We start from the raw sequence: 25307 nt of genomic DNA, 5'->3' as shown, positions 1-25307 counted from the left end.
ACTTATCAATTCAGATACGGCCGGATTCTCCGGTCGTACTGTTCACTTCGGAGATCAGACTCATGAAGTATGTTGATGGTTTTGTTGTTGCCGTACCGGCGGAAAATAAGGAGGCATACCGCGAGATGGCAGCAAAGGCCGCGCCATTATTTAAAGAGTTTGGCGCATTACGTGTGGTCGAGTGCTGGGCGGATGATGTCCCGGATGGCAAGCAGACCGATTTTCGCATGGCGGTGAAAGCTGAAGAGGGTGAAGAGGTAGTGTTCAGCTGGATTGAGTACCCCTCTAAAGAGGCTCGCGATGCCGCCAATGCCAAAATGATGGCCGACCCGCGAATGAAAGAGTTTGGCGAAAATATGCCCTTTGATGGAAAACGAATGATATACGGCGGCTTCGCCCCGCTTCTGGATGAATAATTCATCTTTGCCATCCCCATCGTTTGTGGGGATGGCGATAGACGCGTTACAGATGGCCCCAGCCATGCAGCAGCATATAAAAACCCACCACCATAATCAGGGTGCCGGAAATCCACGGCGCTTTGCGCGAGAGATCGTTCAGCCCGGGCCAGCGGTTGGCTACGTGCTTCAGGCTCAGCGCGGCAATTGCACCGGAAGCCACTAGAGTGAGCGCCAGCCCAACGCTAAACCCCAGCACGAGGGTTGCGCCCAGCGAGAACTTTTTCAACTGCAGGCAAATAAGCAGCACGGTTATTGACGCTGGACAGGGAATGAGTCCCCCCGTCAGTCCAAACAAGACGATCTGCCCGGTAGTGACCTGTTGCCCGTTAAAGCGGCGATTGATCTCTTGCGCATGTGCGCGCTGATGGGCGTCCTGCCAGTCATCGGCGGCAACCAGCGGATGTTGATGAACGTGGGGATAATGTTCATGCGGATGGTGGTGGTGATGCTCATGCTTATGTTCGTGTTCGTGTTCATGCTTATGTTCATGTTCATGTTCATGTTCATGTTCATGTTCATGGTGATATGAACGAGATTCGCGCCAGGTACGCCACAGCATCCAGCAGGCAATCAGTACGATAAGGCCCCCTGAGATCAGCTGAAACCAGGGTTCCGACGTTTGTGCATTCCAGCCGCGGCCGAACCACAGGCCTGCCATGGCCACCAGCCAGACCACCGCGGTATGCGATACCGTCGCCGCCAGCCCCAGCAGCACCGCCTGCTTTAATGTTCCGCGCACCGCCACGATAAATGCCGCCATCATGGTTTTTGAGTGCCCGGGCTCAAGGCCGTGCAGCGCGCCCAGCAGAATCGCGCTGGGAATAAATAGCCAGGCGTTGCCCTGCTGCAGGAGTGAAGCGAAATCGTTCATAACGTGATCCCTAACTAAAAAGTGCTTGTATGCTACTCCCCCCCAGTACATAAATACTACCCCCCAGTAGAAAAATACTCCGGGGGAGTAGGGCATGTTATGCTGTTCTGATTGCATACAAGGGTCGTTAGTGGAAACGATCGATTAATCAAATAGTGGATCGCGAAATGTCACATACCGTTCGTCACAAGAAGATGTTATTGACCCGATTGAAGAAAATTCAGGGGCAAAGCGCCGCGCTGGAAAAAATGCTAAACCGCGAACATGAATGCGCCGAGGTTTTACAGCAGCTGGCTGCAATTCGCGGTGCGGTAAACGGCATGATGATGCAGGTTATCCAGGGGCATTTAACGGATCACGTCGTTAAAGAGCCGGAGGAGGGCCAGCGCGAAGCTGACCTTGATGTAGTGATGCAGGTAATAAAATCCTATCTGAAATAGAGTCAGACGTGAGCAATACCGGAGGGCGCGGAATCCGCCTTCAGGTTATTCTCAGCCCAGAGGATAAATGTCTCCTTTGGCAGCGCCTTACTATAAAGCCAGCCCTGGGCATACTGCACGCCATGCATACGTAGCCAGTCGCGCTGGCTTTCGGTTTCGACGCCTTCTGCGACGGTCGCCAGATTGAGCGCTTTCGCCATTTCAATAATGTGCGGCGTCAGCAGTTCATACTCCAGCGTATCGACAAACGATTTATCGATTTTCAGGGTGTCTACGTCCAGTTTTTGTAAATAGCTCAGGCTGGAGTAGCCGGTGCCGAAGTCATCGATGGAAATACGGTGTCCGGCCTGACGATAGCCGGCGATCACCGGTAAAGTGGTTTGCGGGTCGACAAAACCGCGCTCGGTGATTTCCAGAATGATCTGCTGAGCGCTGATGCCCCAAAGCTGAAGCTGCTCTTGCAACAGGAGCGGCAACTTTGGCGAGCGCAAATCATCAACCGACAGGTTTATCGAAATGTGTATCTCCGGACGCCGGCGCAGCCAGTTACCGAGATCGGCAAAAATTTTCCGTACAATATCTTCGGTTAAGCGCGTTATCAGCCCGGTTTGTTCGGCAAGCGGAATAAAAATATCCGGCGATAAAAAACTTCCATCGGGCTGCCTCCAGCGAGCAAGCGCCTCCGCGCCGACGATCTTTCCACTCTGCAACGAAATAATAGGCTGGTAATAGACCTGAATGGCATGGGAATTCAGCGCATCAAGCATCCCATTACGCGGCGAGCGCAGCCTGCGCAGCAGGCGAAGCAGCAGAAATGAGGCCAGAAGGCTGGTGAACAGACCAATCGGCAGCCACAGCATTAGCTGCTGATGTAGCTTATTCTGCAGCGGCAACGTCGAGGACCAGGTGACGATAGCCAACCCCAGTTCCGGGATACGATGAAGACGATAAACGGTGCTATTGAGGGTTAAGGTTTCGGCATTCTGATGCTTAATTTTCTCCCAGACGTCAGCGTTGAGTGGTTTACTGCTGATGATGATTTGATCGCGTTTCGTGCCAAACAAAAGGGTGTGAATTTCTTCATGGCCTAACGGAATGACATCGATAAACGACACAGGATCGATCATCACCACGTGATGCTCGCTGCCCATAGCCGTCATTTTATGTTTCAGTCCCAGGTCGCTAACCGACGTCAGCCAGGTACGGTAGCCATCGGCAGTGAGATGGTCGGGAGTGGGAAAGGTGGCCGACACCTGGTGCTCTTCAAGAGAGGAGCACTGCGGAATACCCTCGCGTAACCACAGCACTTCCTGAATGTAACGGTGGGTATAGGCGATCCGTCGCATAGTGAGCAGATGCTCCGGGCTGCAGGTCGTGGCCGTATGCGCATCTGCTTCTTTCAGCGCCTCTCTTGCCTGATCGGCAACCTGCTGAACGCGCGCCAGCACGCGGACGGAAAAGTTGTCCAGCTCGCTATAAAACTGCTCTTTGGCCTGCTGCGTTGCCAGCCAGATGCTCAGCGCGACCGGCAAGATAATGGCAAGTATCAATACCCCTGTAACCAGACTCACCTGATGCCGGGTCGTCATGAGTATTTCCTTATTTTATGGAGGGGTTCGATGAGTATACGCGAAAGATAAAAAGGGATTCACCACGCGGGATAAAAAGGCCCGAATCGCAAGATAGCAACGAATTCGGGCTAACAGTGGATGAACCGCGACGCTCAAGGCATGAAGCGTCGCGGAGAAAAACGAGGGCTGGTATGCTGACAATAAGCGTTGTCAGCACAGACTCATATTCTAAAGCGCAATCATGACAATCAGATGTTGCGTTTAATGAGCGTCCGGCGCGGCGATGTCGGCGCTAATCCGCAGGTCATTTTCGTCGAAGACCATGCAGTAGCGATCGTCGAACGCGACGCTAATTTTCTGCCAGGGACGGAAATGAACGTCGCCGGGCAGCAGAATTTTGACATTATCGTGGCCATAGCACTGACCGAACAGATAGGTGTTGTTACCCAGTCTCTCGACGACTTCACATTGAAATTCAACCACGGTGCCAATATTCACATCAGTTGAGAGATGTTCAGGACGAATACCGAGGGTAACGGTAGCGCCGGGCTGCAGCGGCGATGTGGTGATATTGAGCGTCAGATTATGGTCTTGCGCCATCTTCACACTAAGCTGGCCCGGCTGCCATGCGGTGACCGTCGCGGGCAGGAAGTTCATTTTCGGCGAACCGATAAATCCCGCAACGAACTTATTGACCGGGTTGTAATACAGCGACATCGGCGAACCCATCTGCTCAACTTTGCCGTAGTTCATCACCACGATTTTATCGGCCAGCGTCATCGCTTCAACCTGATCATGGGTAACATAAACCATGGTGGTTTTGAGTTCATGATGCAGTTTAGCAATATGCAGACGCATCTCAACGCGCAGCTCAGCATCAAGGTTGGAGAGGGGTTCATCAAACATAAACACCCGTGGATTACGCACGATGGCGCGACCGATCGCCACGCGCTGACGCTGGCCTCCGGAAAGCTGTTTAGGTTTACGATCCAGCAGATGAGAGAGCTGCAGCGTTTTCGCCACCATTTCAACCTGGCGGCGAATTTCATCTTTTGGCACTTTATTCACCTTCAGGCCATAGCCCATATTTTCCGCCACGGTCATGTGCGGATAGAGCGCATAAGACTGGAATACCATGGCGACGCCGCGATGGGCGGGAACAACGTCGTTCATGACCTCATCGCCGATCAGTACTTCACCTTCGCTCACCTCTTCGAGACCGGCAATCATTCGCAGTAGCGTCGATTTACCGCAGCCGGACGGGCCGACGAAAACTGCAAATTCGCCATCTTCAATATCAAGGTTTACCTGATGCAGCGTCACTGTACTGCCGAACCGTTTGGTGACATTCCTCAGTCGTATATTGGACATCAACATTCCCCGGGTTAGTAGCCGTTTTTGCCGTTGGGATTTGGGCTGTGACGCGCTATTTGTATAACGTGTAACAATTCAGCCGAGCGATGCTCAACGACACTAAAATCATGCAGTGACTATAACTTCCAGAGTTTTAGCACCCTATATCGATGTTTCATTTCTGCAATCACGATCACACAACTGGCAGCTTTCAGTAGTTTTGTCAGCATTCAAAGCGTACCGTATAACAAATCAAAAATAACGGCAGATTTATTTATGAATCACCGTTTATCAGTTAAATGAAAGATTTTCGGAAGTCACATCGCCCAATAAAAACCATTAAATTGTTATACCTTCACATGAGGTTGATAATGAAAAAGAACACTCTTGCTGCACTGATCCTTACTACTCTGGCTGCCGGGCAGCTGGTGAGCCTGCAGGCGCACGCGGCCGGACAGCTCAACGTCTGGGAAGACATCAAAAAATCCGACGGCATTAAGGCTGCGGTAAGCGATTTTGAAAAGCAGTTCAACGTTAAGGTGAACGTGCAGGAAATGCCGTATGCCCAGCAGCTGGAAAAGCTGCGCCTTGATGGCCCGGCGGGCATTGGCCCGGACGTGCTGGTGATCCCTAATGACCAGCTAGGCGGTGCGGTCGTCCAGGGGCTGCTGTCTCCCCTGACGCTGGACCAGGCGAAGCAGGAGGCCTTTACGCCGGCATCAATCAACGCTTTCCATATGGATAACGTGCTTTATGGCGTACCGAAAGCGGTGGAAACCCTGGTGCTGATTTACAACAAAGACCTGATCGACAAGCCGCTGGATAGCCTGCAGGCGTGGTTCGACTATTCGAAGAAGCAGCGCGAAGAGGGTAAGTACGGCCTGCTGGCGAAGTTTGACCAAATTTATTACAGCTGGGGCGCCATCGGTCCGATGGGCGGTTATATCTTTGGCAAAAACGATAAGGGCGGCTTCAACCCGCAGGATGTCGGCCTGAATAAGCCCGGTGCGGTGGAAGCGGTGACTTTCCTGAAAAAATTCTACACCGACAAGGTATTCCCGGCAGGGATCCTCGGCGATAACGGGCTGAACGCCATCGACTCGCTGTTTACCGAGAAGAAAGCGGCAGCGGTGATTAACGGCCCGTGGGCCTTCCAGCCGTATGAAGCGGCAGGCATTCATTATGGCGTCGCGCCTCTGCCGACGCTGCCGGATGGCAAACCGATGAGCTCCTTCCTCGGTGTGAAAGGCTATGTGGTCTCGACGTGGAGTAAAGATAAAGCGCTGGCGCAGCAGTTTATCGAGTTCATCAACCAGCCGCAGTATGTGAAAGCGCGCTATGTCGCCACCGGGGAAATCCCGCCTCTGAAGGCCATGATTGACGATCCCCTGATTAAGAATGACGAAAAGGCCAGCGCGGTGGCGGTTCAGTCAGCGCGGGCGACGGCGATGCCGGGGATCCCGGAGATGGGCGAAGTATGGGGCCCGGCGAACGCCGCGCTGGAGCTTAGCCTGACCGGTAAACAGGAACCGAAGGCGGCGCTCGATAACGCAGAGAAGCAGATCAAGATGCAGATCGAAGCCATGCAGGCCAGCAATCAATAATCCGGTGATGTAACAGAACGGGAGGGCCGTCCTCCCGTTTTCAGAAGGAGTCGTGTGTGATTATCAATCCCAGCGAAAATATTGCCGAAGCGCGCGGCGCAGGACGCCATGCGTGGTGCGGCCTGTTGCTGGCTATCGTGCCGGGTTTTGGGCAGTTTTATCACCGCCAGTGGCTGAAGGGGATTGTCTTCCTGGCGCTGCTGAGCAGTTTTATGAGCATTTTCTATGACTTTCTCAGCGAAGGCCTGTGGGGGTTATATACCTTAGGCGAGGAAGTCCCGCGGGATAACTCTATTTTCCTGCTGGCGGAAGGGATAATCAGCGTACTGATTATCGCATTCGGTTTGTTGGTCTATTTCCTCTCGCTGCGCGACGCCTGGGTTAACGGCAAAAAGCGCGATGAAGGCGTGGCGCTGAATAGCGTACGCAAGCAATATCAGATGCTGCTCAGCGAAGGGTTCCCGTATCTGATGATCACGCCCGGCTTCATACTGCTGGTGTTTGTGGTCATCTTCCCGATCCTGTTTGGTTTTGCTATCGCCTTTACTAACTACAATCTCTATCACACGCCGCCGGCGAAGCTGGTGGATTGGGTGGGATTCAAAAACTTCATCAACATCTTCACATTATCCATCTGGCGTTCGACTTTCTTTGATGTATTGCAGTGGACGGTGGTGTGGACGCTGCTGGCGACGACCCTGCAGTGTACTGTCGGCGTGCTGCTGGCGATTTTGGTCAATCAGAAAGATCTGCGCTTTAAGCCGATGATCCGTACAATTTTCATTCTGCCGTGGGCGGTACCGGGATTCGTGACGATTCTGGTTTTTGCCGGTATGTTCAATGATTCATTCGGGGTGATTAACAACGCCATTTTGTCCTTCTTTGGCATCAGTCCAAAGGCGTGGCTGACCGACCCGTTCTGGACCAAGACGGCGCTGATTATGATGCAGACCTGGCTGGGTTTCCCGTTTGTTTTCGCCATGACCACCGGCGTCCTGCAGGCGATCCCGGACGATCTGTATGAAGCGGCCACCATGGATGGCGCCAGCGCGTTTACCCGCCTGCGGACCATTATTCTGCCGCTGGTACTCTACTCCATTGCGCCGATCATCATCACCCAGTACACCTTCAACTTTAACAACTTCAACATCATCTACTTGTTCAACAACGGCGGGCCGGCGGTAGCCGGGTCGAATGCCGGTGGTACGGATATTCTGGTGTCGTGGATCTACAAATTGACCATGTCGTCTTCGCAATACGCCATCGCGGCCACCATCACGATCCTGCTGTCGATTTTTGTCGTCGGCCTGGCGTTGTGGCAGTTCCGCGCCACGAAATCCTTCAAAAACGACGACATGGCGTAAGGGAAGCAACATGGCTAAATCACCGAGTATTAAACGCGAAAAGTGGATTCGCCTGTCACTCACCTGGCTGGTGGTCATCTTTGTATCGACGATCATTATATACCCGCTGGTCTGGACGGTAGGGGCGTCGCTGAATGCCGGGAACAGTCTGCTGAGTACGTCGATTATTCCTGAAAATCTGTCGTTCCAGCATTACGCGGATCTGTTTAACGGCAATGTGAATTATCTCACCTGGTACTGGAACTCGATGAAAATCAGCTTCATGACTATGGTGTTGACCTTATTCAGCGTGAGCTTCACCGCCTATGCGTTTTCGCGCTTTCGTTTCAAAGGGCGGCAGAACGGGCTGATGCTATTTCTGCTGTTGCAGATGATCCCGCAGTTCTCGGCGCTGATTGCGATCTTTGTTCTCTCTCAGCTGCTGGGGCTGATCAATAGCCATCTGGCGCTGGTACTGATCTACGTGGGCGGCATGATCCCGATGAATACCTGGCTCATGAAGGGCTACCTGGACGCGATCCCTAAAGATCTGGATGAATCTGCACGGATGGATGGCGCCAGCAGCTTCCGCATCTTTATCGAAATCATTATGCCGCTGTCGAAGCCGATACTGGCGGTGGTGGCGCTGTTCTCGTTTACCGGCCCGCTGGGGGATTTCATCCTTTCCAGCACCATTCTGCGTACCCCGGATAAGTACACGCTGCCGATCGGCCTGTATAACCTGGTGGCGCAGAAAATGGGCGCCAGCTACACCACCTATGCGGCGGGCGCGGTGCTGATTGCCGTGCCGGTAGCGATTCTCTATCTGGCGCTACAAAAATACTTTGTTTCCGGCCTCACCTCTGGCAGCACAAAAGGATAACCCCATGAAAAGATTAACACCCGCGTGGCTTGCTGTTTCTCTGGCATGCTGTTTCTCCGCCAGTACGCTGGCAGCGGACGCGCTACAAACCAGAGCGTTTAGCAACATGCCCGCTGATTTTATTAAAGGCGCGGATATCTCCACGCTGCTGGACGCGGAAAAGCATGGCGCAAAGTTTTTTAACCACCACAATCAGCAGCAGGATCCGATCGCGATTCTGAAGGCCGACGGCGTGAACTATGTTCGCCTGCGCCTGTGGGTCGATCCAAAAGACGCCCAGGGTCAGCGCTACGGCGGCGGCGATAACGATCTCGCGGCGACGCTGGCGCTGGCGAAGCGGGCAAAAGCGCAGGGGATGAAGCTGCTGCTTGATTTTCACTACAGCGATTTCTGGACCGATCCCGGCAAGCAGTTCAAGCCGAAGGCATGGGAGAAAATGGATTATCCGCAGCTGAAAACCACTATTCATGACTACACTCGCGACACGATCGCCCGTTTTAAGCAGGAGGGCGTACTGCCGGATATGGTGCAGATCGGCAACGAGATCAACGGCGGTATGCTGTGGCCGGAGGGCAAAAGCTGGGGGCAGGGTGGCGGCGAGTTCGATCGCCTGGCGGGGCTACTTAACGCCGCCATCGATGGCCTGAAGGAAAACCTCACCGCCGGTGAGCAGGTTAAAATTATGCTTCATCTGGCCGAAGGCACGAAAAACGACACCTTCCGTTGGTGGTTTGATGAAATCAGCAAGCGTAACGTGCCTTACGACATTATTGGTCTGTCGATGTATACCTACTGGAATGGACCGATTAGCGCGCTGAAAGCCAATATGGATGATATCAGCAAGCGCTATAACAAAGACGTGATTGTGGTAGAGGCCGCTTATGCCTATACCCTGGAGAACTGCGACAACGCCGAAAATAGTTTCCAGGCGAAAGAGGAAAAGGATGGCGGTTATCCCGCCACCGTACAGGGGCAATATAATTATATTCACGACTTAATGCAGGCCGTTGCGGATGTTCCAAACCATCGTGGTAAAGGTATTTTTTATTGGGAGCCGACGTGGATTGCCGTACCGGGAAATACCTGGGCGACACCTGCCGGAATGAAATATATCCACGATGAGTGGAAAGAGGGTAATGCCCGGGAAAATCAGGCGCTGTTTGATTGCCAGGGGAAAGCGTTGCCGTCGATGAAGGTATTTAATTAATTATTCAGCTTTAAACTTCAGGATGTTTATTATGAAAAAATTTGCGCCTTTGAGTCCGAAGGTCAATGCGCTATTGCATGGCGCCGACTATAATCCGGAGCAGTGGGAGAACTATCCCGATATTATTGATAAAGATATTGCCATGATGCAGCAGGCAAAATGTAATGTCATGTCGGTAGGGATATTTAGCTGGGCGAAACTTGAACCTCAGGAAGGCGTATTTGAGTTTGGCTGGTTGGACAGTATCCTGGATAAACTGTATGCCGCCGGAATACATGTCTTTCTCGCGACCCCAAGCGGCGCACGCCCGGCCTGGATGTCGCAGAAATATCCTCAGGTCCTGCGCGTCGGTCGCGATCGGGTGCCTGCGCTGCACGGTGGGCGTCACAACCACTGTATGTCGTCGCCGGTCTATCGTGAGAAAACCCTGAAAATTAACACCCTGCTGGCGGAGCGCTATGCGCAGCATCCGGCGGTGCTGGGCTGGCATATCTCCAATGAGTATGGCGGCGAATGCCACTGTAGCCTGTGCCAGGAGCGTTTCCGTGACTGGCTGAAAGCGCGCTATGAAACGCTGGATAATCTCAATCATGCCTGGTGGAGCACTTTCTGGAGCCACACCTATAGCGACTGGTCGCAAATTGAATCTCCGGCTCCGCAGGGGGAAGTCTCCATTCATGGTCTGAACCTTGACTGGCATCGCTTCAATACCGCTCAGGTGACGGATTTCTGCCGCCACGAAATTGCGCCACTGAAAGCGGCGAATGCTGAGCTGCCGGTGACAACCAACTTTATGGAGTATTTCTACGATTACGACTACTGGCAGCTGGCGCCGGCGCTGGACTTCATCTCGTGGGACAGCTACCCCATGTGGCATCGCGATAAAGATGAAACCACGCTGGCCTGCTACACCGCCATGTATCACGACATGATGCGCAGCCTGAAGGGCGGAAAACCGTTTGTCCTGATGGAGTCCACGCCGAGCGCGACTAACTGGCAGCCGACCAGCAAGCTGAAAAAACCGGGAATGCATATTCTCTCTTCTCTGCAGGCGGTAGCGCACGGGGCCGACTCGGTACAGTATTTCCAGTGGCGTAAGAGCCGCGGTTCGGTAGAGAAATTCCATGGCGCAATTATCGATCACGTCGGTCACCTGGATACGCGCGTGGGCCGTGAAGTGACAAAGCTTGGCGAGATGTTAAGCCAGCTGCCGGACGTGGTGGGCTGCCGGACGGATGCGAAAGTGGCGATTATCTTTGACCAGCAAAACCGCTGGGCGCTGGATGATGCTCAGGGGCCGCGTAATCTCGGGATGGAGTATGAAAATACCGTCAACGAGCACTATCGTCCGTTCTGGGAACAGGGGATTGCGGTAGATATCATTGATGCCGACGTCGACCTGAGCGCTTATCGGCTGGTCATTGCCCCGATGCTGTATATGGTTCGCGACGGCTTTGCCGAACGCGCCGAGGCGTTTGTGGCCAACGGCGGTCATTTAGTTACAACATACTGGACGGGGATTGTTAACGAATCTGACCTATGCTATCTCGGTGGCTTCCCGGGTCCACTGCGCAAGCTGCTGGGCATCTGGGCGGAAGAGATTGACTGCCTGAACGATGGCGAACGTAATCTGGTACAGGGGTTGGCGGGCAATGAAGGAGGTTTGCAGGGACCGTATCAGGTACGCCATCTGTGTGAACTGATCCACGCCGAAACGGCGCAGCCGCTGGCGACCTACCGCGATGATTTTTACGCGGTAAGACCGGCGGTCACCGTTAATCACGTGGGTAAAGGTAAAGCCTGGCATGTCGCTTCGCGCAACGATCTGGCTTTCCAGCGGGACTTCTTCAGCGCCATAAGTAAAGAGCTGGCGCTGCCGCGCGCGGTGGAGGCCGATTTCCCGCCGGGCGTGGTGGCGACCGCGCGCACGGACGGTGAGACTACCTACGTGTTCCTGCAAAACTACAGCGCGCAGCAGCAGCAGGTGACCTTACCGCAGGGCTACCAGGACAGCCTTACCGGCACGGACTTGAACGCGCCGTTGACCTTAAAAGCGTGGGATTGCCGCATCCTCAGTCGTCACGCGTAATTTTTCTCTATCCGCGCCTGCTCCTGCGAGCAGGCGTTTTTTTATCTGCTTATCAGGAGCTTATTATGGTGAGTTTAAAATCCTTTCTGAATTACTTCTCCCAGTCGCGTCCGGCGGTAACGTTAAGCCCTGGGGAACAACAACAGATTGAACGTTTAATTCAGGCTTTCGGCGGCGAGGCGAATATTGTCAACGTTGACGCCTGTATCACCCGCTTACGCGTCACGGTGAATAATCTGTCGATTGTTGACTCTCAGGAGCTACAGCAGCAGGGAGCGCTTGGCGTTATTATCCTTGGGCAGCAGGTGCATGCTATTTTCGGTAAACAGTCGGATGCTTTGCGTCAATTACTTGACGAACACTTTGCCAGCCGTAAATAAAATAAAACGGGATAACGCAATAATGGGTTATCCCGAAAAGAAAACAAAGTATCAATGGCAATAATCATTACCGGAGGGTAATTAACGACCTTACAGCTGGAGATAAAACAGTTAAATGACGACTACCACCAGGCTTCGACCTGTACACCAAAGTTCCACGTGTTATTGGCTGTTTGATCTTCGAAAGGTTTACCATTTTCTGAGTCATTCAGATACGAAGCGAAAATACGCAGTTCCGGGCGAGACATAAAGTCAGGGCCATCGGCCAGGCCCAGCGCGATGGTATATTTCTCACCAGCCTGCTTATAGTCTGTATTGTTCTTGTAGCTATCTTTTTGGTAAAAACCGCCCACTTCGCCAATCAGGCGTACGTATTCCGTGAATTGATACTGTCCGCGAGCCACCAGCGACAGCATGCGCGTTTTATCCGTGTAATCGGTGATGTTGTCCGCGGATCCCCAGGTCAGAACGTGGTTAATAGAGAATTTTTCGGTAATCGGAATTAAACCGGTATTGATCACCCGATAGCCGGTGGCGTCATTGACGTAGTTCCACATGTCATACCAGCCGCCGCCCTGGGAAACCATGTTCTGCGCCAGCCCTTTATTTGCGTACTGCAGCACCGTTTTGTTGTAACCGCCCAGCATATCCTGGCTGATTTCACCGGTTAGCATGACGCCGTTTTCTGCATCATACAGGCCGCCGTAGGAGTCCTGCTTTTTGGTGGTGTTAGGCATCGCATAGTCGATACCAAATTCGGTCCACGACCCGGTCCATGGCTTCCAGCCTGCGTAGCGCAGGTCAAGGTAGTTAATATTCACGTTGCTGTCGCCGTCGACGCGGTAGTCGACGTCATTCGCATCACCGCGGATCCAGGCAAATGAGACGGCGCCAGGGCCGAGGGTATAGTTTTCTATCCCGGCGCCGGATCCGGAAATGTTCCAGTATTTGGTATCAATGATGTGCAGATCGTGGCGCTGGTAGTAGCGTTTACCGCCCCAAATGACCGCGTTAGGATCGCCCGGGACCAGCCCTTTAATTTGCAAGTTGAGCTGGCGTAGGCCGAACTGCGCATCATCATCGAGCGTGGTTTCGTTATCGTTCGAACCGTCAGAAACCATGCTGACCATGCTATCGAGATAGAAGCTCACGTCATTCTTCTTGTAGACCTCCGAGCCCAACTCCAGCTCGCCGTAGGTATCGGACTCGTTACCCAGACGGCCAATTTTGTTTTTTTGCCATTCGGCCTGACCGCCGTCGCCGGAGACCCCAACCCCGGCGCGCATATAGCCATGAAAATCGATACCCGGAAGCGTGGCGGAAGCAGCAAACACGGATGGTGAAATCAGCGCAGCGGCCAACGCAGCGGAGAGTGTGCGCAGCGTAGTGTTCATGTCTATCCTCTTATTTTTTGTATTACGTTCACATAACCGGTGTTATAAAATCCCTAAACCAAAATACAGGCAATTGAATGATCGCTATAGTGTGATTAACTGCAAATAAATTAGCGGGTTTTGTTACAGGTGGTGAGTCTATTCACAATTTGTTGTATTGTGAGCGTAATACTTTTAATGTTGATTTTTGTTCGAGGAAGGCGGCAATGAGCGTTTTTTTACATTGCCCCTGTTACAATCCAGGGATAACAACATAAGGAACCGGACCATGAAGTCTAAAAGCGCGACCTTAGAAGACGTTGCTCGCCATGCGGGCGTCTCCTATCAGACCGTGTCCAGGGTACTCAACAAATCTGCTAATGTATCCAAAGCCACGCGCAGCAAGGTGGAGAAATCCATTGAGGAGCTGCGTTATGTCCCAAACCGCCTGGCGCAACAGCTGGTAGGCAAGCAAAGCCGTACCGTAGGTCTGGTTACGATCTCCCTCGCATTGCATGCGCCTTCTCAGGTGGCCGCGGCGGTTAAACGCTATGCGAATGTGGAAGGTTATCAGGTACTCATTTCAATGATCGATGAGAGCGTCAACCAAAGCATTCAAGATTCCATTAATGAACTTAAATCTCAGCTGGTGGATAAGGTCATCATCAACGTGCCTCTGGAGACTGATCAGGCTCAGAAAATTGCCGCTGATAACGATGATATCGTTTGTCTGTTTTTAGATGTCGATCCCTATAGCTCCGTGTTTAACGTTTCGTTTAATCCGGCAGACGGCACCCGAGCCAGCGTCAAATATCTCTATGAAATGGGGCATCGGGAGATAGCGCTGTTGGCCGGTCCGGAAAGCTCGGTATCGGCCAAATTGCGTTTGAAAAGCTGGATAGAAACCCTCGAAGGTTATGGGCTACAGCCGGTCACGGTGATTCGCGGTAACTGGGATGCGCAGAGCGGCTATGCCGGCGCGCTGCAAATGTTGCGAGAGACGCCAAACTTTACCGCCGTTTTGGTGGGGAACGATCAGATGGCGCTGGGCGTGCTTAGCGCGTTTCATCAGCATCAGGTACCGATCCCGGGGGAAAAGTCGGTTATTGGTTATGATGATACCTATGAAAGCTCGTTTTTTTACCCGGCGCTAACCACCGTTTCGCTGGATCTTGACTTACAAGGAAAAGAGGCCGTTCGGCGCCTACTCGATAGCGGCGATAACGAAACCTCCCATACTTCTTCAATTCTTCCGGCCCGTCTTGTCGTGCGCCACTCTACCGGGGCGAAAACGGAGCCCGGCAAAAACCTGCAGTCTATTGCCGAACAGCTCAGGGCCCTGGCGCATCAGCTGAGCCCTTAATCCGTAACGGGCGGCCTGCGCCGCCCATAATCCTTCTTATTCTCAGGGTTGATCTTTAGATTCGCACGGCGTACGATATTGTTATGTTATAACGTAATGATTGAGGTCGCTATGAAACCCAATATTCATCCGCATTATCGTACGGTGGTTTTTCACGACACCAGCGCTAACGAATTCTTTAAAGTCGGTTCAACGATCCGCACCGAGCGTGAGATTGAGCTGGATGGCGAGACGTATCCCTACGTCACGCTCGACGTCTCCTCCAAATCGCATCCGTATTACACCGGTAAACAGAAGGCCTTCAACAATGAAGGCAGCACCGCTCGTTTCCGCCAGCGCTTCGGCGGTTTTATTGATGCGAAAAGGAGCAAATAATGCAGGTACTCAACTCATTGCGTAGCGCGAAACAGCGCCATCCGGATTGCCAGATCGTGAAACGAAAAGGGCGGCTTTACGTTATCTGCAAAAGTAATCCCCGCTTTAAGGCCGTACAGGGTCGCAAGAAAAGACGTTAACGGAAGCTCTCCAGCGTCCGTAACTGCTGGCCATCGGCGCTAAAGTTGTCGGCGGCCAGCCATTGCCGCATTGCTCTATGAATCTGCGGCCACTCTGAATCGATAATCGAAAACCAGTCGGTATCGCGGTTGTGGCCCTTTATCACCAGCGCCTGACGAAAGCGTCCCTCATACTGAAATCCCAGCCGCAGCGCCGCCCGGCGTGAAGGCTCGTTCAGGCTGTTGCATTTCCACTCGTAGCGACGATAGCCGAGCGTATCAAATACGTAGTGCATCAGTAGCGAGTGGGCCTCGGTTGCCATCGCCGTCCGGCTCAACAGAGGCGAAAAGTGTACGTGGCCGACTTCAACAACGCCATTTTTGGCATCAATTCTCATCAACGCCAGTGAGCCAACGGGCTGGTCTGTCAGCTGATCTATCACGGCATAGTGAATGGGGTCGGCCTGCATGGCCACGCTCTCTATCCACGCGCGATATTCCTCGACGCTGTTATCCGGCTCACGCAGCAGCCACGTCCAGCTTCGGGTGTCCGGGGCTAAGCGATGGGCATCAAACAGCGCGCTGGCGTGCGTGGAGCGCAATGGCTCAAGCCGGCAAAGGCGACCTTGCAGATTCAATCTCTCGGGGTGCTGACGAGGCTGCCAGTCGGGCAGGGCAGCGCCAACGGGTTGATCGAATTGATTAAGATGGCTCATGGGGGTTCCTTTGTAGGTGAATGCCATGAGATTAAGCCCTTATTGGTTCCATAAAAAGTGCCATAAGAGTATGTTTATATGGTGCCACGAGGAGCGGTGATGAATATTCCGGATGATGCTTTTTTTACTTTACTCGAGCAGGCCCTATGCGGTAGAGGAAGTGAAACCCTACAGCGAACCCTCTATCAGCAACTGCGCGAGGCTATTTTGCAGGGCACGCTGGCGGGCGATAGTCGTCTACCCGGTTCGCGCGCCATGGCGCAGCATCTGGGGCTTTCGCGCAATACCATCAACAGCGCGCTGGAGCAGCTGGCAATAGAAGGATATCTATTGCGTAGTCGTCAGGGAACGTACGTCGCGCCCTTGAGGTCTCAGGGAGAAGAGGACATTGAGGCGCGCGTTATTGTGCTTCCTGAATATTTACAGGGATTGCCGGCAGCAATTCACCGGGATTCGCCCGCGTTGCTCTTTACGCCGGGAATGCCTGCGGTGAATTACTTTCCACTTTCCATCTGGCGTCGGCTGCTCGATCGGGTACTGCGCGAAGAGGGCAGCACATTACTGGGCTACGGCGATGCGCAGGGAGAGCTCGTACTACGAAAAGCCATTGCTCGCCACCTCGCGCTCTCCCGGGGGATCCGCTGCGAAGCCAGCCAGATAGTGATTACAGAAGGGGCGCTGGAAGGCGTCGATTTATGCACGCACCTGCTGAGCGTAGCCGGCGATATGGCATGGGTGGAAGAGCCCGGGTATCCGGGAGCAAAAAGCATATTTCTCAAATCAGGTCTTCATATAAAGGGTGTACCGGTTGATCGTGAAGGAATGCGTTTAGATACCTCTGCTGATAGCAAAGCGCCGCGATTGATCTTTACTTCACCTTCACATCAATACCCCTGCGGAGCCGTGATGAGCGCCGGGCGACGACTGGCGTTACTGGAATATGCCCGCCGGCATGATTCGTGGATTATCGAAGATGATTACGACAGCGAATTTCGCTATAGCGGTGAGCCCATTCCGGCCATGCTGGGGATGGCCAGGCAGGCGCCGGTGGTTTATCTGGGGACATTCAGCAAAACGCTATTTCCGGCGCTGCGCATTGGCTTTATGGTGATGCCTCCCGCGCTGGCGGAGGCTGCACGAGGCGTCATTGGTGCGCTATTACGCGGCGGGCACCGGGCTGAACAGAAGGCGCTGGCGTTGTTCATTGAAGAGGGGCACTTCGCACGTCATTTGGCCGCGATGCGCCGTTTGTACCGCAAACGCCAGCAGCACCTGCGGGACGTCCTGGCTCAAGAACTTAACCATCCTTATGAACTCTTTGGCGGAGAGGGAGGCTTGCACCTGACCGTCGCTATTGACAACATGGATGACCAGGCGATTGTGCAGCAGGCCCGGCGCTTTCAGTTGGCGCCCGGGGCATTAAGCCGTTTTTATCTAGATGTAAAAACGGCGCGAAGCGGCTTGGTTCTGGGCTACGGAAATACGTCCGCCTCACATTTCATTGCTGCGGTACGGACGCTCAATCGTCTTATTGCGCAGAACCGACGCGAGTAAGAGAAAACACATCGTAAAATGAGAGGTCGCCTTTGGTGGCGATCATTTTTTGTAGCTGCGCCTTTTGCTCGCGATCGACGCGTGGCGATTGCAGAATACGCTCGAGAAGTTGTTCAGGGACAAACCGGGTGTTATACCATTCGCCGTTGTAGCAAACGCGGAAATCAAGAACGTCGATATCTTCATAACGATAGCGTGGATAGACGTCAAAGAAGAAGAAACCGTTTAGCAGAACAAATAAAACAATTAACAGCCAGACAGAATCCACCAGCGTTTCGGAACGAAGCATCACAATAAGCGTGGCCAGGAAAGCCGCGTACATGGCGACAAAAAGCCATGGGTGGTTGCGAATAAAGCTAATGCTAAAACGCGGACGGTTGTCGCGTTTCTCTTTCACATTAAGTTCATCAATGGTGCTCTTCAGCAGCCGCTGTATTTCTGTCATCTTATTCCCCAAATTCTGCCATGAGCCCGTATGCAGGCGTGACAAATCGGGCTCAGCCTGAGGGCTATTTTATGTTGCGTAAATCTATGGGGAAAGTAACAGATTGGTTGCAGAAAAGCATAACAGTTACCGTTTTTCGCTCTCCAGCATTTTGATAATCTGTGCCGGGTTTCCGCCGACGACGGCGTTGGCGGGCACATTTTTCACTACCACGGAACCCGAAGCCACCACGGCATTATCGCCGATAGCCACGCCAGGATTAATTACTGCCCGCCCGCCAATCCATACATTGTGCCCAATGGTGACGGGTTTTCCGTACTCTTGACCACTATTGCGGTCGACAGGGTCAAGGGGATGCGTGGCGGTATAAATATGTACGCCCGGCGCCAGCATGCAGTTATCCCCAATATGAATCGGACAGACGTCCAGCATGACGCAATCAAAGTTCGCGTAGAAATTTTTGCCGAGGGAGATATTGTAGCCGTAGTCGCAGCGAAAGGTGGGTTCGATATACGCATCACTCGCGTGCCCAAGCAGTTCAGACAATAATGCTTTTCTTAATTCATGTTCTTCAGGCGCCGAATGGTTGTAGCGGTGCAACAGTTGCCTGGCCCGCAGGCGATCGGCTTTCAACGTGGCGTCACCTGCCAGATATAGTTCGCCGGCAATCATTTTTTGTTTCTCTTCACTCATGGACGCTTCCCTTATTTCCTTATCGTCAGGCCGCCATAGTATAAAAAGAAACCGGTTTCATCTTTGCATTAAGCCAACATCTGTGAGCACAGTCACACTTATTCTCATCACCAAAGCGGGGTGTTTTCGACACGAGATGTATGACTTTCATTTGAAATAAACTAGCGGATAAATTTCCAGACTGAAGGTGGGATCTTGTCATACAGTTTATTCATCGTCAGCTCAGCAAGACGATGGTCGGCCGCTGAGTAAAATACCGCCAGTTCATTATCGGAAAGTTCATATTTATTTTTTTCAATTACGCGCTCCAGCGTATCAATTGTCTGACAGCGTCGTAAGCGCATCAAATAGTCTATTTTGGTTAATGTTTTATCAGACATAAATCCACCTTTTGATTGTAATAATACTAACAAGAAAGACTGGCCGGGTTTTCCCGACTGGCGTTGACAAAGCAGCGGAATAACCGATTGCCAGATTTGCGCCATTTCTGCAGATCCGCACTGTTAATGCCGTAGTTGCTGAACAAGACGAAAGTGTCATCCAGATATTCGTCAATCTGAGTAATCAGCTTATTATCCTCAGCATACTTAATTTTATAATTAAGCGCGAACGCGGCAATGTGCTCGATCAATTCATTAAGTTGAAGATTGACAGCCGAAGTTGGGTCATTAACCCAGCCGTGGTTGCTCTCTTCCAGGTTTGCAAGACAGTCATGATACAGGGTTTCGCAGAGAAATTTAAGCTGCGCAATATCATGTCTTTTTGGCGAGTATTCGTCCATAACGCATCCCCTTTTGAGTGGTTTAAACGACCGTTGTGGGATGAACACGACTAACAGACCTGACACATACATTGTAATCTTGCTGTTTAACTATAATCCACTCTTAAAAAGATTTCATCGTGCTATTACGAAAAATTACAATTATCAGCGTCCATTTATCTTCAATGCCTCGGTCTTTATTATATCGTGCCGTTAACCCGATCGGTAAAAATGAATACTGACCTTATATTTCATCAAGTTAGCCGCTGCGTTTTGCCGTTATACGAAGACAACCATACATAAAGTCAGTGATTGAGAATATTCTGAGTTAGGGTGAGCGGGAAGGAAAGTCGCAGAGAAAAACGGAGATAAGCACCACGACTCATCATTAAATATTATATCTCAGGTTATAAAATAAACAATAACAATCCGTGCGCTTTAAATCAGGGAAAAGAAAAGGGCCGCGTATGCGGCCCTGTGAAGAGAGATTAATGATGCTCAACCGGATGGCTGTGCTCAATATCCTCATTTTTCTTACTAAAGCGGCGACGGACTACCACGAAGAACACTGGCACGAAGAAAATCGCCAGAACCGTCGCAGTCACCATCCCGCCCATTACGCCAGTACCAACGGCGTTCTGCGCGCCGGAGCCTGCGCCGGAGCTGATAACCAGCGGCATGACCCCAAGGATGAACGCCAGCGAGGTCATCAGAATCGGACGCAGACGCATACGAACGGCTTCCAGCGTTGCTTCAATCAGACCTTTGCCCTCTTTATCCATCAGATCTTTGGCGAATTCAACGATTAGTATCGCGTTCTTCGCCGACAGGCCAATGGTCGTCAGCAGACCAACCTGGAAGTAAACGTCGTTGGTCAATCCGCGGAAGGTGGCAGCCAGCAGCGCACCCACAACCCCGAGTGGAACGACCAGCATTACCGAGAACGGAATCGACCAGCTTTCATACAGCGCAGCCAGACACAGGAAGACGACAATCAGCGAGATGGCGTACAGCGCAGGTGCCTGGTTGCCTGACAACCGTTCCTGATAAGACATGCCGGTCCAGTCATAGCCAATGCCTGCAGGCAGTTTACCCGCCAGCTCTTCCATCAGGTTCATCGCTTCACCGGTACTCTTACCCGGTGTCGCCTGGCCGAGGATTTCCATCGATGGCAGACCGTTGTAACGCTCCAGACGCGGTGAGCCGTATTCCCAGCGTGAAGTCGAGAAGGCGGAGAAGGGCACCATCTGTCCATCGCTACCGCGTACGTACCAGTTACCGATATCTTCCGGCAGCATACGGTATTTCGCTTCAGACATGATATACACTTTCTTCACACGACCGCGGTCAATGAAGTCGTTGACGTAGCTACCACCCCATGCTGCGCCAAGCGTCGTGTTAATATCGCTGATAGAAACGCCAAGAGCCTGCGCTTTTTCCTGATCGATATCCACTTTGAACTGCGGAGTATCTTCCAGACCGTTTGGACGAACGCCGCTTAAGACATCAGGATGCTGCGCAACCATACCAAAGAGCTGGTTACGAGCCTGAGTCAGTTTTTCATGGCCTAACCCTGCCTGGTCGATCAGCTGGAAGTCAAAGCCCGTTGCGGTACCCAGTTCAACAATTGCCGGCAGGTTAAAGGCGAACACCATTGCGTCTTTAATCTGTGAGAAATAGCCCATTGCGCGCCCGGTAATCGCTTCAACTTTGTTCTCTTCGCCTGGACGCTGACTCCAGTCCTTCAGAGAGACAAACGCGATGCCGGTGTTCTGCCCACGACCCGCGAAACCAAAGCCGTTAACGGCGAATACCGATTCAACGTTATTTTTCTCTTTGGTGAGATAGTAATCGGTCATCTCATCCAGAACCTTCTGGGTACGCTCCTGAGTTGCGCCCGCAGGCAGCTGCGCCATGCTCAGGAATACCCCCTGATCTTCGTCCGGCAGGAACGAGCTTGGCAGACGAACGAACAGCCAGGCCATGCCGACAACGATGATCAGGTACAGCACCAGATAACGACCGGTGCTGCGCAGGATGTTGCCTACGCTATCGGTGTAGTGATGCGTGCTCTTATCGAACATACGGTTAAACCAACCGAAGAAGCCGGTGGTTGCGCCATGGCTGCCTTTTTGGATGGGCTTCAGCATCGTGGCGCAGAGCGCCGGGGTCAGAATCAATGCCACCAGTACCGACAGCGCCATTGCGGAAACGATGGTGATCGAGAACTGACGGTAAATCGCACCGGTAGAACCGCCGAAGAAGGCCATCGGGATAAACACCGCGGAAAGCACCATCGCGATACCCACCAGCGCGCCCTGAATCTGGCCCATTGATTTACGCGTGGCTTCCTTCGGCGGTAGTCCTTCTTCGGCCATCACACGCTCGACGTTTTCCACCACCACGATGGCGTCATCCACGAGCAGGCCTATGGCGAGCACCATACCAAACATGGTGAGCGTGTTTATCGAGAAGCCGAACAGCGCGAGGATAGCGAACGTCCCCAGCAATACGACCGGCACGGCGATAGTCGGAATCAGCGTTGCGCGGAAGTTCTGCAGGAACAGATACATAACCAGGAACACCAGAATGATTGCTTCGATCAGCGTTTTCACCACTTCGTGAATGGAGATCTGCACGAATGGGGTGGTGTCATACGGATAAACAATCTTCAGGCCTGAAGGGAAGAAAGGCTCCATTTTCTTCAGTTCGGCACGAATGGCGTTGGCAGTATCCAGCGCGTTCGCGCCGGTTGCTAATTTAATACCCAGACCAGATGCGGGCTGACCATTAAACTTAGCGATAACGTCATAGTTTTCACCGCCCAGCTCAATCTTCGCGACGTCGCGCAGACGCACCTGGGAACCGTCCTGGTTGACCTTCAGCAGAATATTGCCGAACTCTTCAGTATTGGTTAAACGGGTCTGCGCCACGATGGAGGCGTTCAATTGCTGACCTTTCACCGGCGGCGTACCGCCTAACTGTCCTGCTGCAACCTGGGCGTTCTGCGCTTTCAGGGCGCTGATAACGTCAACCGGCGTCAGCTGGAAGTTATTAAGTTTGTTCGGATCCATCCAGATGCGCATGGCGTACTGTGAACCAAACAGCTGGACGTCACCGACGCCGCTGGTACGGCTAATCGCATCCTTCATGTTGGCGGCGACATAGTCAGAAATGTCATCCTGATTCATGGTGCCGTTGGTATTGATAACGCCGACAACCATCAGGAAGCTGCTGGAGGCCTTTTCAACGCTGATACCCTGCTGCTGAACTTCTTGCGGCAGCAGCGGTGTCGCCAGCGCCAGCTTGTTCTGCACCTGTACCTGGGCAATATCCGGATCGGTACCTGATTCAAAGGTTAGCGTAATGGTTGCTGTACCGGTGGAGTCGCCATTGGAAGACATGTACATCAGGTGATCGATACCGTTCATGTTCTGTTCGATAACCTGGGTCACTGTGTTCTGCACGGTTTCAGCATCGGCACCGGGGTACATGGCTGTAATGGAAATTGCCGGCGGCGCAATCGTTGGATATTGCGCTATCGGCAATTTGAGGATCGACAACCCCCCAGCCAGCATGATGATAATGGCGATCACCCACGCAAATATGGGGCGATCGATAAAGAAATTAGGCATGTCTTAACGGCTCCTGTTTAAGTTAAGACTTGGTTTGTTCTGACTGAGCGTTGCCTGCGGCTTGCTGTTTATCGTCAGAAACGACTTCCTGCGCTTTAACCTGTACGCCTGGTCTGACTTTCTGCAGACCGGTGATGATGACGCGATCGCCCGTTTTCAGCCCTTCGGTGACCAGCCATTTATCACCGATAGCCTGAGTGGCGGTAATCTGGCGAACTTCGACTTTATCACCTTCGCCGACAACCATAGCGCTGGCATCGCCACGCGGAGTGCGGGTTACGCCCTGCTGAGGAACCAGCAACGCATCAGGATTTACACCTTCTTCCAGACGTGCGCGGACGAACATGCCGGGCAGCAGAGTGTGATCCGGGTTCGGGAAAATAGCGCGCAGCGTAATAGAACCGGTTGTCTGGTCAACGGTGACGTCAGAGAACTCCAGCGTACCGTTCTGCGGGTATTTCAGTCCGTCGTTGGTGACCAGTTCAACCTTCGCTTTACCGTTTTCCTGCTGCAGCTTGCCGTTGGCCAGCTCTTGTTTCAGACGCAGGAAATCGTTGCTCGATTGCGTCACGTCAACGTAGATAGGATCCAGCTGTTGCACGGTCGCCAGCGCGGTGGTTTGCCCGTTTTGCACCAGAGCGCCTTCCGTGACGGCGGATTTACCAATGCGGCCGGAGATTGGCGAGGTGACTTTGGTGTAGGCCAGATTAATGCGCGCGGTTTCAACTGCAGCTTTGGCGGCGACCACGGCGGCGTTGCTCTGCTGAGCCGTCGCCACGGCAGTATCGTAATCCTGTTGGCTAATGTACTTAGTGCCCAACAGTTTCTGATAACGTTTAACCGTCAACTGATCCATATTTGCCGCCGCCTGCGCTTTGGCTAAATCGCCTTTCGCGCTTTCATACGTGGCCTGATAGGTCGCCGGATCGATTTGATAAAGAGATACGCCTGCCTGGATATCGCTCCCTTCAGTGAAGTTACGTTTAAGAATAATGCCACTGACCTGAGGACGAACTTCCGCAACGCGATAAGCGCTGGTACGGCCTGGTAGTTCGGTAGTAATTTGTAGAGGAGCGGATTTGAGCGTCACAATACCGACTTCCGGCATTTGCTGGGCCCCTTGCTGAGCCGGTTTGTCGTCACATCCTGTTAGCGCTAAGCTGCCTGAGAGCATCAGAACGACCGCCAGAGGCGTTAACCCTCTGTTTTTGTTCATATGTAAACCTCGAGTGTCCAATTTCAAATTGTTCAGTGGCTCAATCGACCACAAACCCACTGCTGTGTTTCTATTATGGTCATGCTATGGTACATACATTCATAAATGTATGTAAACGTAACCTCTATAAACTCATCGACCTATGGCACGAAAAACCAAACAACAGGCGCTTGAGACCCGGCAACATATTCTGGATGTTGCTCTGCGTTTGTTTTCGCAGCAAGGGGTATCATCCACCTCGCTGGCCGCAATTGCAAAAGAGGCCGGTGTGACGAGGGGCGCTATCTATTGGCATTTCAAAAATAAATCAGATTTATTTAATGAAATATGGGTACTTTCAGAAGCCAACATCAACGATCTCGAAGTTGAGTATCGGGCAAAATTCCCCAACGATCCACTGTCAGTTGTCAGAGAGATCTTAGTGTATATCCTTGAAGCAACTGTGACAGAGGAACGCCGCCGCCTGATGATGGAAATCATCTTCCATAAATGTGAATTCGTCGGTGAGATGGTCACGTTGCAGGAAGCACAGCGAAGTTTATGCCTTGATAGCTACGATCGTATCGAACAAACATTAAAAGAGTGCATTGCGGCGAAGATGCTGCCCGCGAATTTATTGACCCGCCGGGCGGCGATTTTAATGCGCAGCTACCTTTCTGGCCTGATGGAAAACTGGCTGCTGGCGCCCAACGCCTTCGATCTGCGAAAAGAAGCGCGGGCTTATGTCGAAACGCTGCTTGAAATGTATCAATTTTGTCCCTCCCTACGCGGTTGTGAAGAACGGGAAGCTTAAGTCTCCTTGCGGGCATCAGGAACATTTTTCCTGCTGTCCGCCGCTATTCGCGCGATAACAGAAGTG

25 protein-coding genes are annotated in these 25307 nt (G+C 52.5%); 14 read left to right on the top strand and 11 right to left on the bottom strand.

Annotation, left to right across the window (positions count from 1 at the left end; translation table 11 throughout):
* The first annotated feature begins 62 nt into the window (after nt 1-62).
* Nucleotides 63-416 carry a DUF1428 domain-containing protein gene (locus K7H21_RS21615; protein ID WP_004129864.1) on the top strand — a complete coding sequence of 118 codons (354 nt, stop codon included), beginning with the start codon at nt 63-65 and terminating at the stop codon, nt 414-416.
* A gap of 46 nt (nt 417-462) precedes the next feature.
* Here the strand turns inward: K7H21_RS21615 and K7H21_RS21610 are convergent, their stop codons facing one another.
* On the bottom strand, nt 463-1329 hold the full coding sequence (locus tag K7H21_RS21610; RefSeq protein ID WP_223035356.1) for a nickel/cobalt efflux protein RcnA: 867 nt from the start codon (nt 1327-1329) through the stop codon (nt 463-465).
* Between the two features lie 167 nt (nt 1330-1496).
* Here K7H21_RS21610 and K7H21_RS21605 point away from each other — a divergent pair, with 167 nt between their 5' ends.
* Nucleotides 1497-1769, top strand: a complete 273-nt coding sequence (locus tag K7H21_RS21605; protein WP_004129869.1) for a metal-sensing transcriptional repressor — start codon at nt 1497-1499, stop codon at nt 1767-1769.
* Between the two features lie 2 nt (nt 1770-1771).
* On the opposite strand, the gene K7H21_RS21600 is transcribed toward K7H21_RS21605, so the two are convergent.
* Together K7H21_RS21600 and K7H21_RS21595 are read right to left on the bottom strand one after the other, a co-directional pair.
* A complete protein-coding gene (locus K7H21_RS21600) occupies nt 1772-3358 on the bottom strand; it encodes an EAL domain-containing protein (RefSeq protein ID WP_112165810.1) in 1587 nt (528 codons plus the stop codon).
* A gap of 243 nt (nt 3359-3601) precedes the next feature.
* Nucleotides 3602-4711 carry an ABC transporter ATP-binding protein gene (locus K7H21_RS21595; RefSeq protein ID WP_049113924.1) on the bottom strand — a complete coding sequence of 370 codons (1110 nt, stop codon included), beginning with the start codon at nt 4709-4711 and terminating at the stop codon, nt 3602-3604.
* Between the two features lie 353 nt (nt 4712-5064).
* Between K7H21_RS21595 and K7H21_RS21590 the strand changes: the two genes are divergently transcribed.
* The 6 genes from K7H21_RS21590 to K7H21_RS21565 all read left to right on the top strand — a co-directional run bounded on the left by K7H21_RS21590 (nt 5065) and on the right by K7H21_RS21565 (nt 12199).
* The gene (locus K7H21_RS21590) at nt 5065-6297 is read left to right on the top strand and encodes a maltodextrin ABC transporter substrate-binding protein (protein WP_004129876.1); all 1233 of its coding nucleotides are present in this window, start codon (nt 5065-5067) and stop codon (nt 6295-6297) included.
* A 56-nt stretch (nt 6298-6353) separates the two neighbouring features.
* On the top strand, nt 6354-7661 hold the full coding sequence (locus tag K7H21_RS21585; RefSeq protein WP_223035355.1) for a carbohydrate ABC transporter permease: 1308 nt from the start codon (nt 6354-6356) through the stop codon (nt 7659-7661).
* A gap of 10 nt (nt 7662-7671) precedes the next feature.
* Complete coding sequence (locus tag K7H21_RS21580; RefSeq protein ID WP_004129882.1) at nt 7672-8523, top strand: sugar ABC transporter permease; 852 nt, start codon at nt 7672-7674, stop codon at nt 8521-8523.
* A 4-nt stretch (nt 8524-8527) separates the two neighbouring features.
* Nucleotides 8528-9730, top strand: coding sequence for a glycoside hydrolase family 53 protein (locus K7H21_RS21575; RefSeq protein WP_004129883.1), 1203 nt, complete (start codon nt 8528-8530; stop codon nt 9728-9730).
* 31 nt (nt 9731-9761) lie between these two features.
* Complete coding sequence (locus K7H21_RS21570) at nt 9762-11819, top strand: beta-galactosidase (protein WP_223035354.1); 2058 nt, start codon at nt 9762-9764, stop codon at nt 11817-11819.
* Between the two features lie 65 nt (nt 11820-11884).
* Nucleotides 11885-12199, top strand: coding sequence for a glucose PTS transporter subunit EIIB (locus tag K7H21_RS21565; RefSeq protein ID WP_004129888.1), 315 nt, complete (start codon nt 11885-11887; stop codon nt 12197-12199).
* 122 nt (nt 12200-12321) lie between these two features.
* Here K7H21_RS21565 and K7H21_RS21560 read toward each other — a convergent pair whose 3' ends face one another.
* The gene (locus tag K7H21_RS21560; protein WP_004129890.1) at nt 12322-13593 is read right to left on the bottom strand and encodes a maltoporin; all 1272 of its coding nucleotides are present in this window, start codon (nt 13591-13593) and stop codon (nt 12322-12324) included.
* 268 nt (nt 13594-13861) lie between these two features.
* Here K7H21_RS21560 and K7H21_RS21555 point away from each other — a divergent pair, with 268 nt between their 5' ends.
* The 3 genes from K7H21_RS21555 (at nt 13862) to ykgO (ending at nt 15450) form a co-directional block, all read left to right on the top strand.
* Nucleotides 13862-14935, top strand: a complete 1074-nt coding sequence (locus tag K7H21_RS21555; protein WP_004129892.1) for a LacI family DNA-binding transcriptional regulator — start codon at nt 13862-13864, stop codon at nt 14933-14935.
* A gap of 111 nt (nt 14936-15046) precedes the next feature.
* Nucleotides 15047-15310: a type B 50S ribosomal protein L31 gene (locus K7H21_RS21550; RefSeq protein ID WP_004129897.1), complete on the top strand. Its 264-nt coding sequence runs from the start codon at nt 15047-15049 to the stop codon at nt 15308-15310.
* Complete coding sequence (gene ykgO, locus K7H21_RS21545) at nt 15310-15450, top strand: type B 50S ribosomal protein L36 (protein WP_003859006.1); 141 nt, start codon at nt 15310-15312, stop codon at nt 15448-15450. Before K7H21_RS21550 ends, ykgO begins: the two co-directional genes overlap by 1 nt.
* On the opposite strand, the gene K7H21_RS21540 is transcribed toward ykgO, so the two are convergent.
* On the bottom strand, nt 15447-16145 hold the full coding sequence (locus tag K7H21_RS21540; protein WP_049114564.1) for a GNAT family N-acetyltransferase: 699 nt from the start codon (nt 16143-16145) through the stop codon (nt 15447-15449). The genes ykgO and K7H21_RS21540 overlap by 4 nt on opposite strands.
* 99 nt (nt 16146-16244) lie before the next feature.
* On the opposite strand from K7H21_RS21540, the gene pdxR reads away from it, so the two are divergent.
* Nucleotides 16245-17699, top strand: coding sequence for a MocR-like pyridoxine biosynthesis transcription factor PdxR (pdxR, locus tag K7H21_RS21535; protein WP_223035353.1), 1455 nt, complete (start codon nt 16245-16247; stop codon nt 17697-17699).
* Here the strand turns inward: pdxR and K7H21_RS21530 are convergent.
* A complete protein-coding gene (locus K7H21_RS21530) occupies nt 17674-18144 on the bottom strand; it encodes a YlaC family protein (protein WP_004129906.1) in 471 nt (156 codons plus the stop codon). The two genes, pdxR and K7H21_RS21530, sit on opposite strands and share 26 nt — an antisense overlap.
* 20 nt (nt 18145-18164) lie before the next feature.
* Here K7H21_RS21530 and K7H21_RS29080 point away from each other — a divergent pair, with 20 nt between their 5' ends.
* Nucleotides 18165-18299, top strand: a complete 135-nt coding sequence (locus K7H21_RS29080) for a hypothetical protein (RefSeq protein ID WP_224326009.1) — start codon at nt 18165-18167, stop codon at nt 18297-18299.
* Here the strand turns inward: K7H21_RS29080 and maa are convergent.
* The 5 genes from maa to acrA all read right to left on the bottom strand — a co-directional run bounded on the left by maa (nt 18271) and on the right by acrA (nt 24448).
* Nucleotides 18271-18837: a maltose O-acetyltransferase gene (maa, locus tag K7H21_RS21525; RefSeq protein WP_049114562.1), complete on the bottom strand. Its 567-nt coding sequence runs from the start codon at nt 18835-18837 to the stop codon at nt 18271-18273. The genes K7H21_RS29080 and maa overlap by 29 nt on opposite strands.
* Before the next feature lie 161 nt (nt 18838-18998).
* Entirely contained in the window at nt 18999-19217 is a 219-nt protein-coding gene (locus K7H21_RS21520) for an HHA domain-containing protein (protein WP_004099646.1), read from the bottom strand.
* 26 nt (nt 19218-19243) lie between these two features.
* Complete coding sequence (gene tomB / locus K7H21_RS21515; RefSeq protein ID WP_004129911.1) at nt 19244-19618, bottom strand: Hha toxicity modulator TomB; 375 nt, start codon at nt 19616-19618, stop codon at nt 19244-19246.
* Nucleotides 19619-20085: 467 nt separating this feature from the next.
* Nucleotides 20086-23232, bottom strand: a complete 3147-nt coding sequence (acrB, locus tag K7H21_RS21510) for a multidrug efflux RND transporter permease subunit AcrB (RefSeq protein ID WP_004129913.1) — start codon at nt 23230-23232, stop codon at nt 20086-20088.
* A gap of 22 nt (nt 23233-23254) precedes the next feature.
* Nucleotides 23255-24448 (bottom strand): multidrug efflux RND transporter periplasmic adaptor subunit AcrA, encoded by a 1194-nt coding sequence (acrA, locus tag K7H21_RS21505; RefSeq protein ID WP_004129915.1) that lies wholly within the window; start codon nt 24446-24448, stop codon nt 23255-23257.
* Between the two features lie 142 nt (nt 24449-24590).
* On the opposite strand from acrA, the gene acrR reads away from it, so the two are divergent.
* Nucleotides 24591-25241 (top strand): multidrug efflux transporter transcriptional repressor AcrR, encoded by a 651-nt coding sequence (gene acrR, locus K7H21_RS21500; RefSeq protein ID WP_004129917.1) that lies wholly within the window; start codon nt 24591-24593, stop codon nt 25239-25241.
* The last annotated feature ends 66 nt before the right edge of the window (nt 25242-25307 follow it).

It is taken from the genome of Klebsiella sp. CTHL.F3a (genome assembly GCF_019890895.1).
Lineage (GTDB): Bacteria > Pseudomonadota > Gammaproteobacteria > Enterobacterales > Enterobacteriaceae > Klebsiella > Klebsiella grimontii.
The sequence above is the reverse complement of the archived record's forward strand: the minus strand, read 5'-3'. Positions and strand labels throughout refer to the sequence as shown.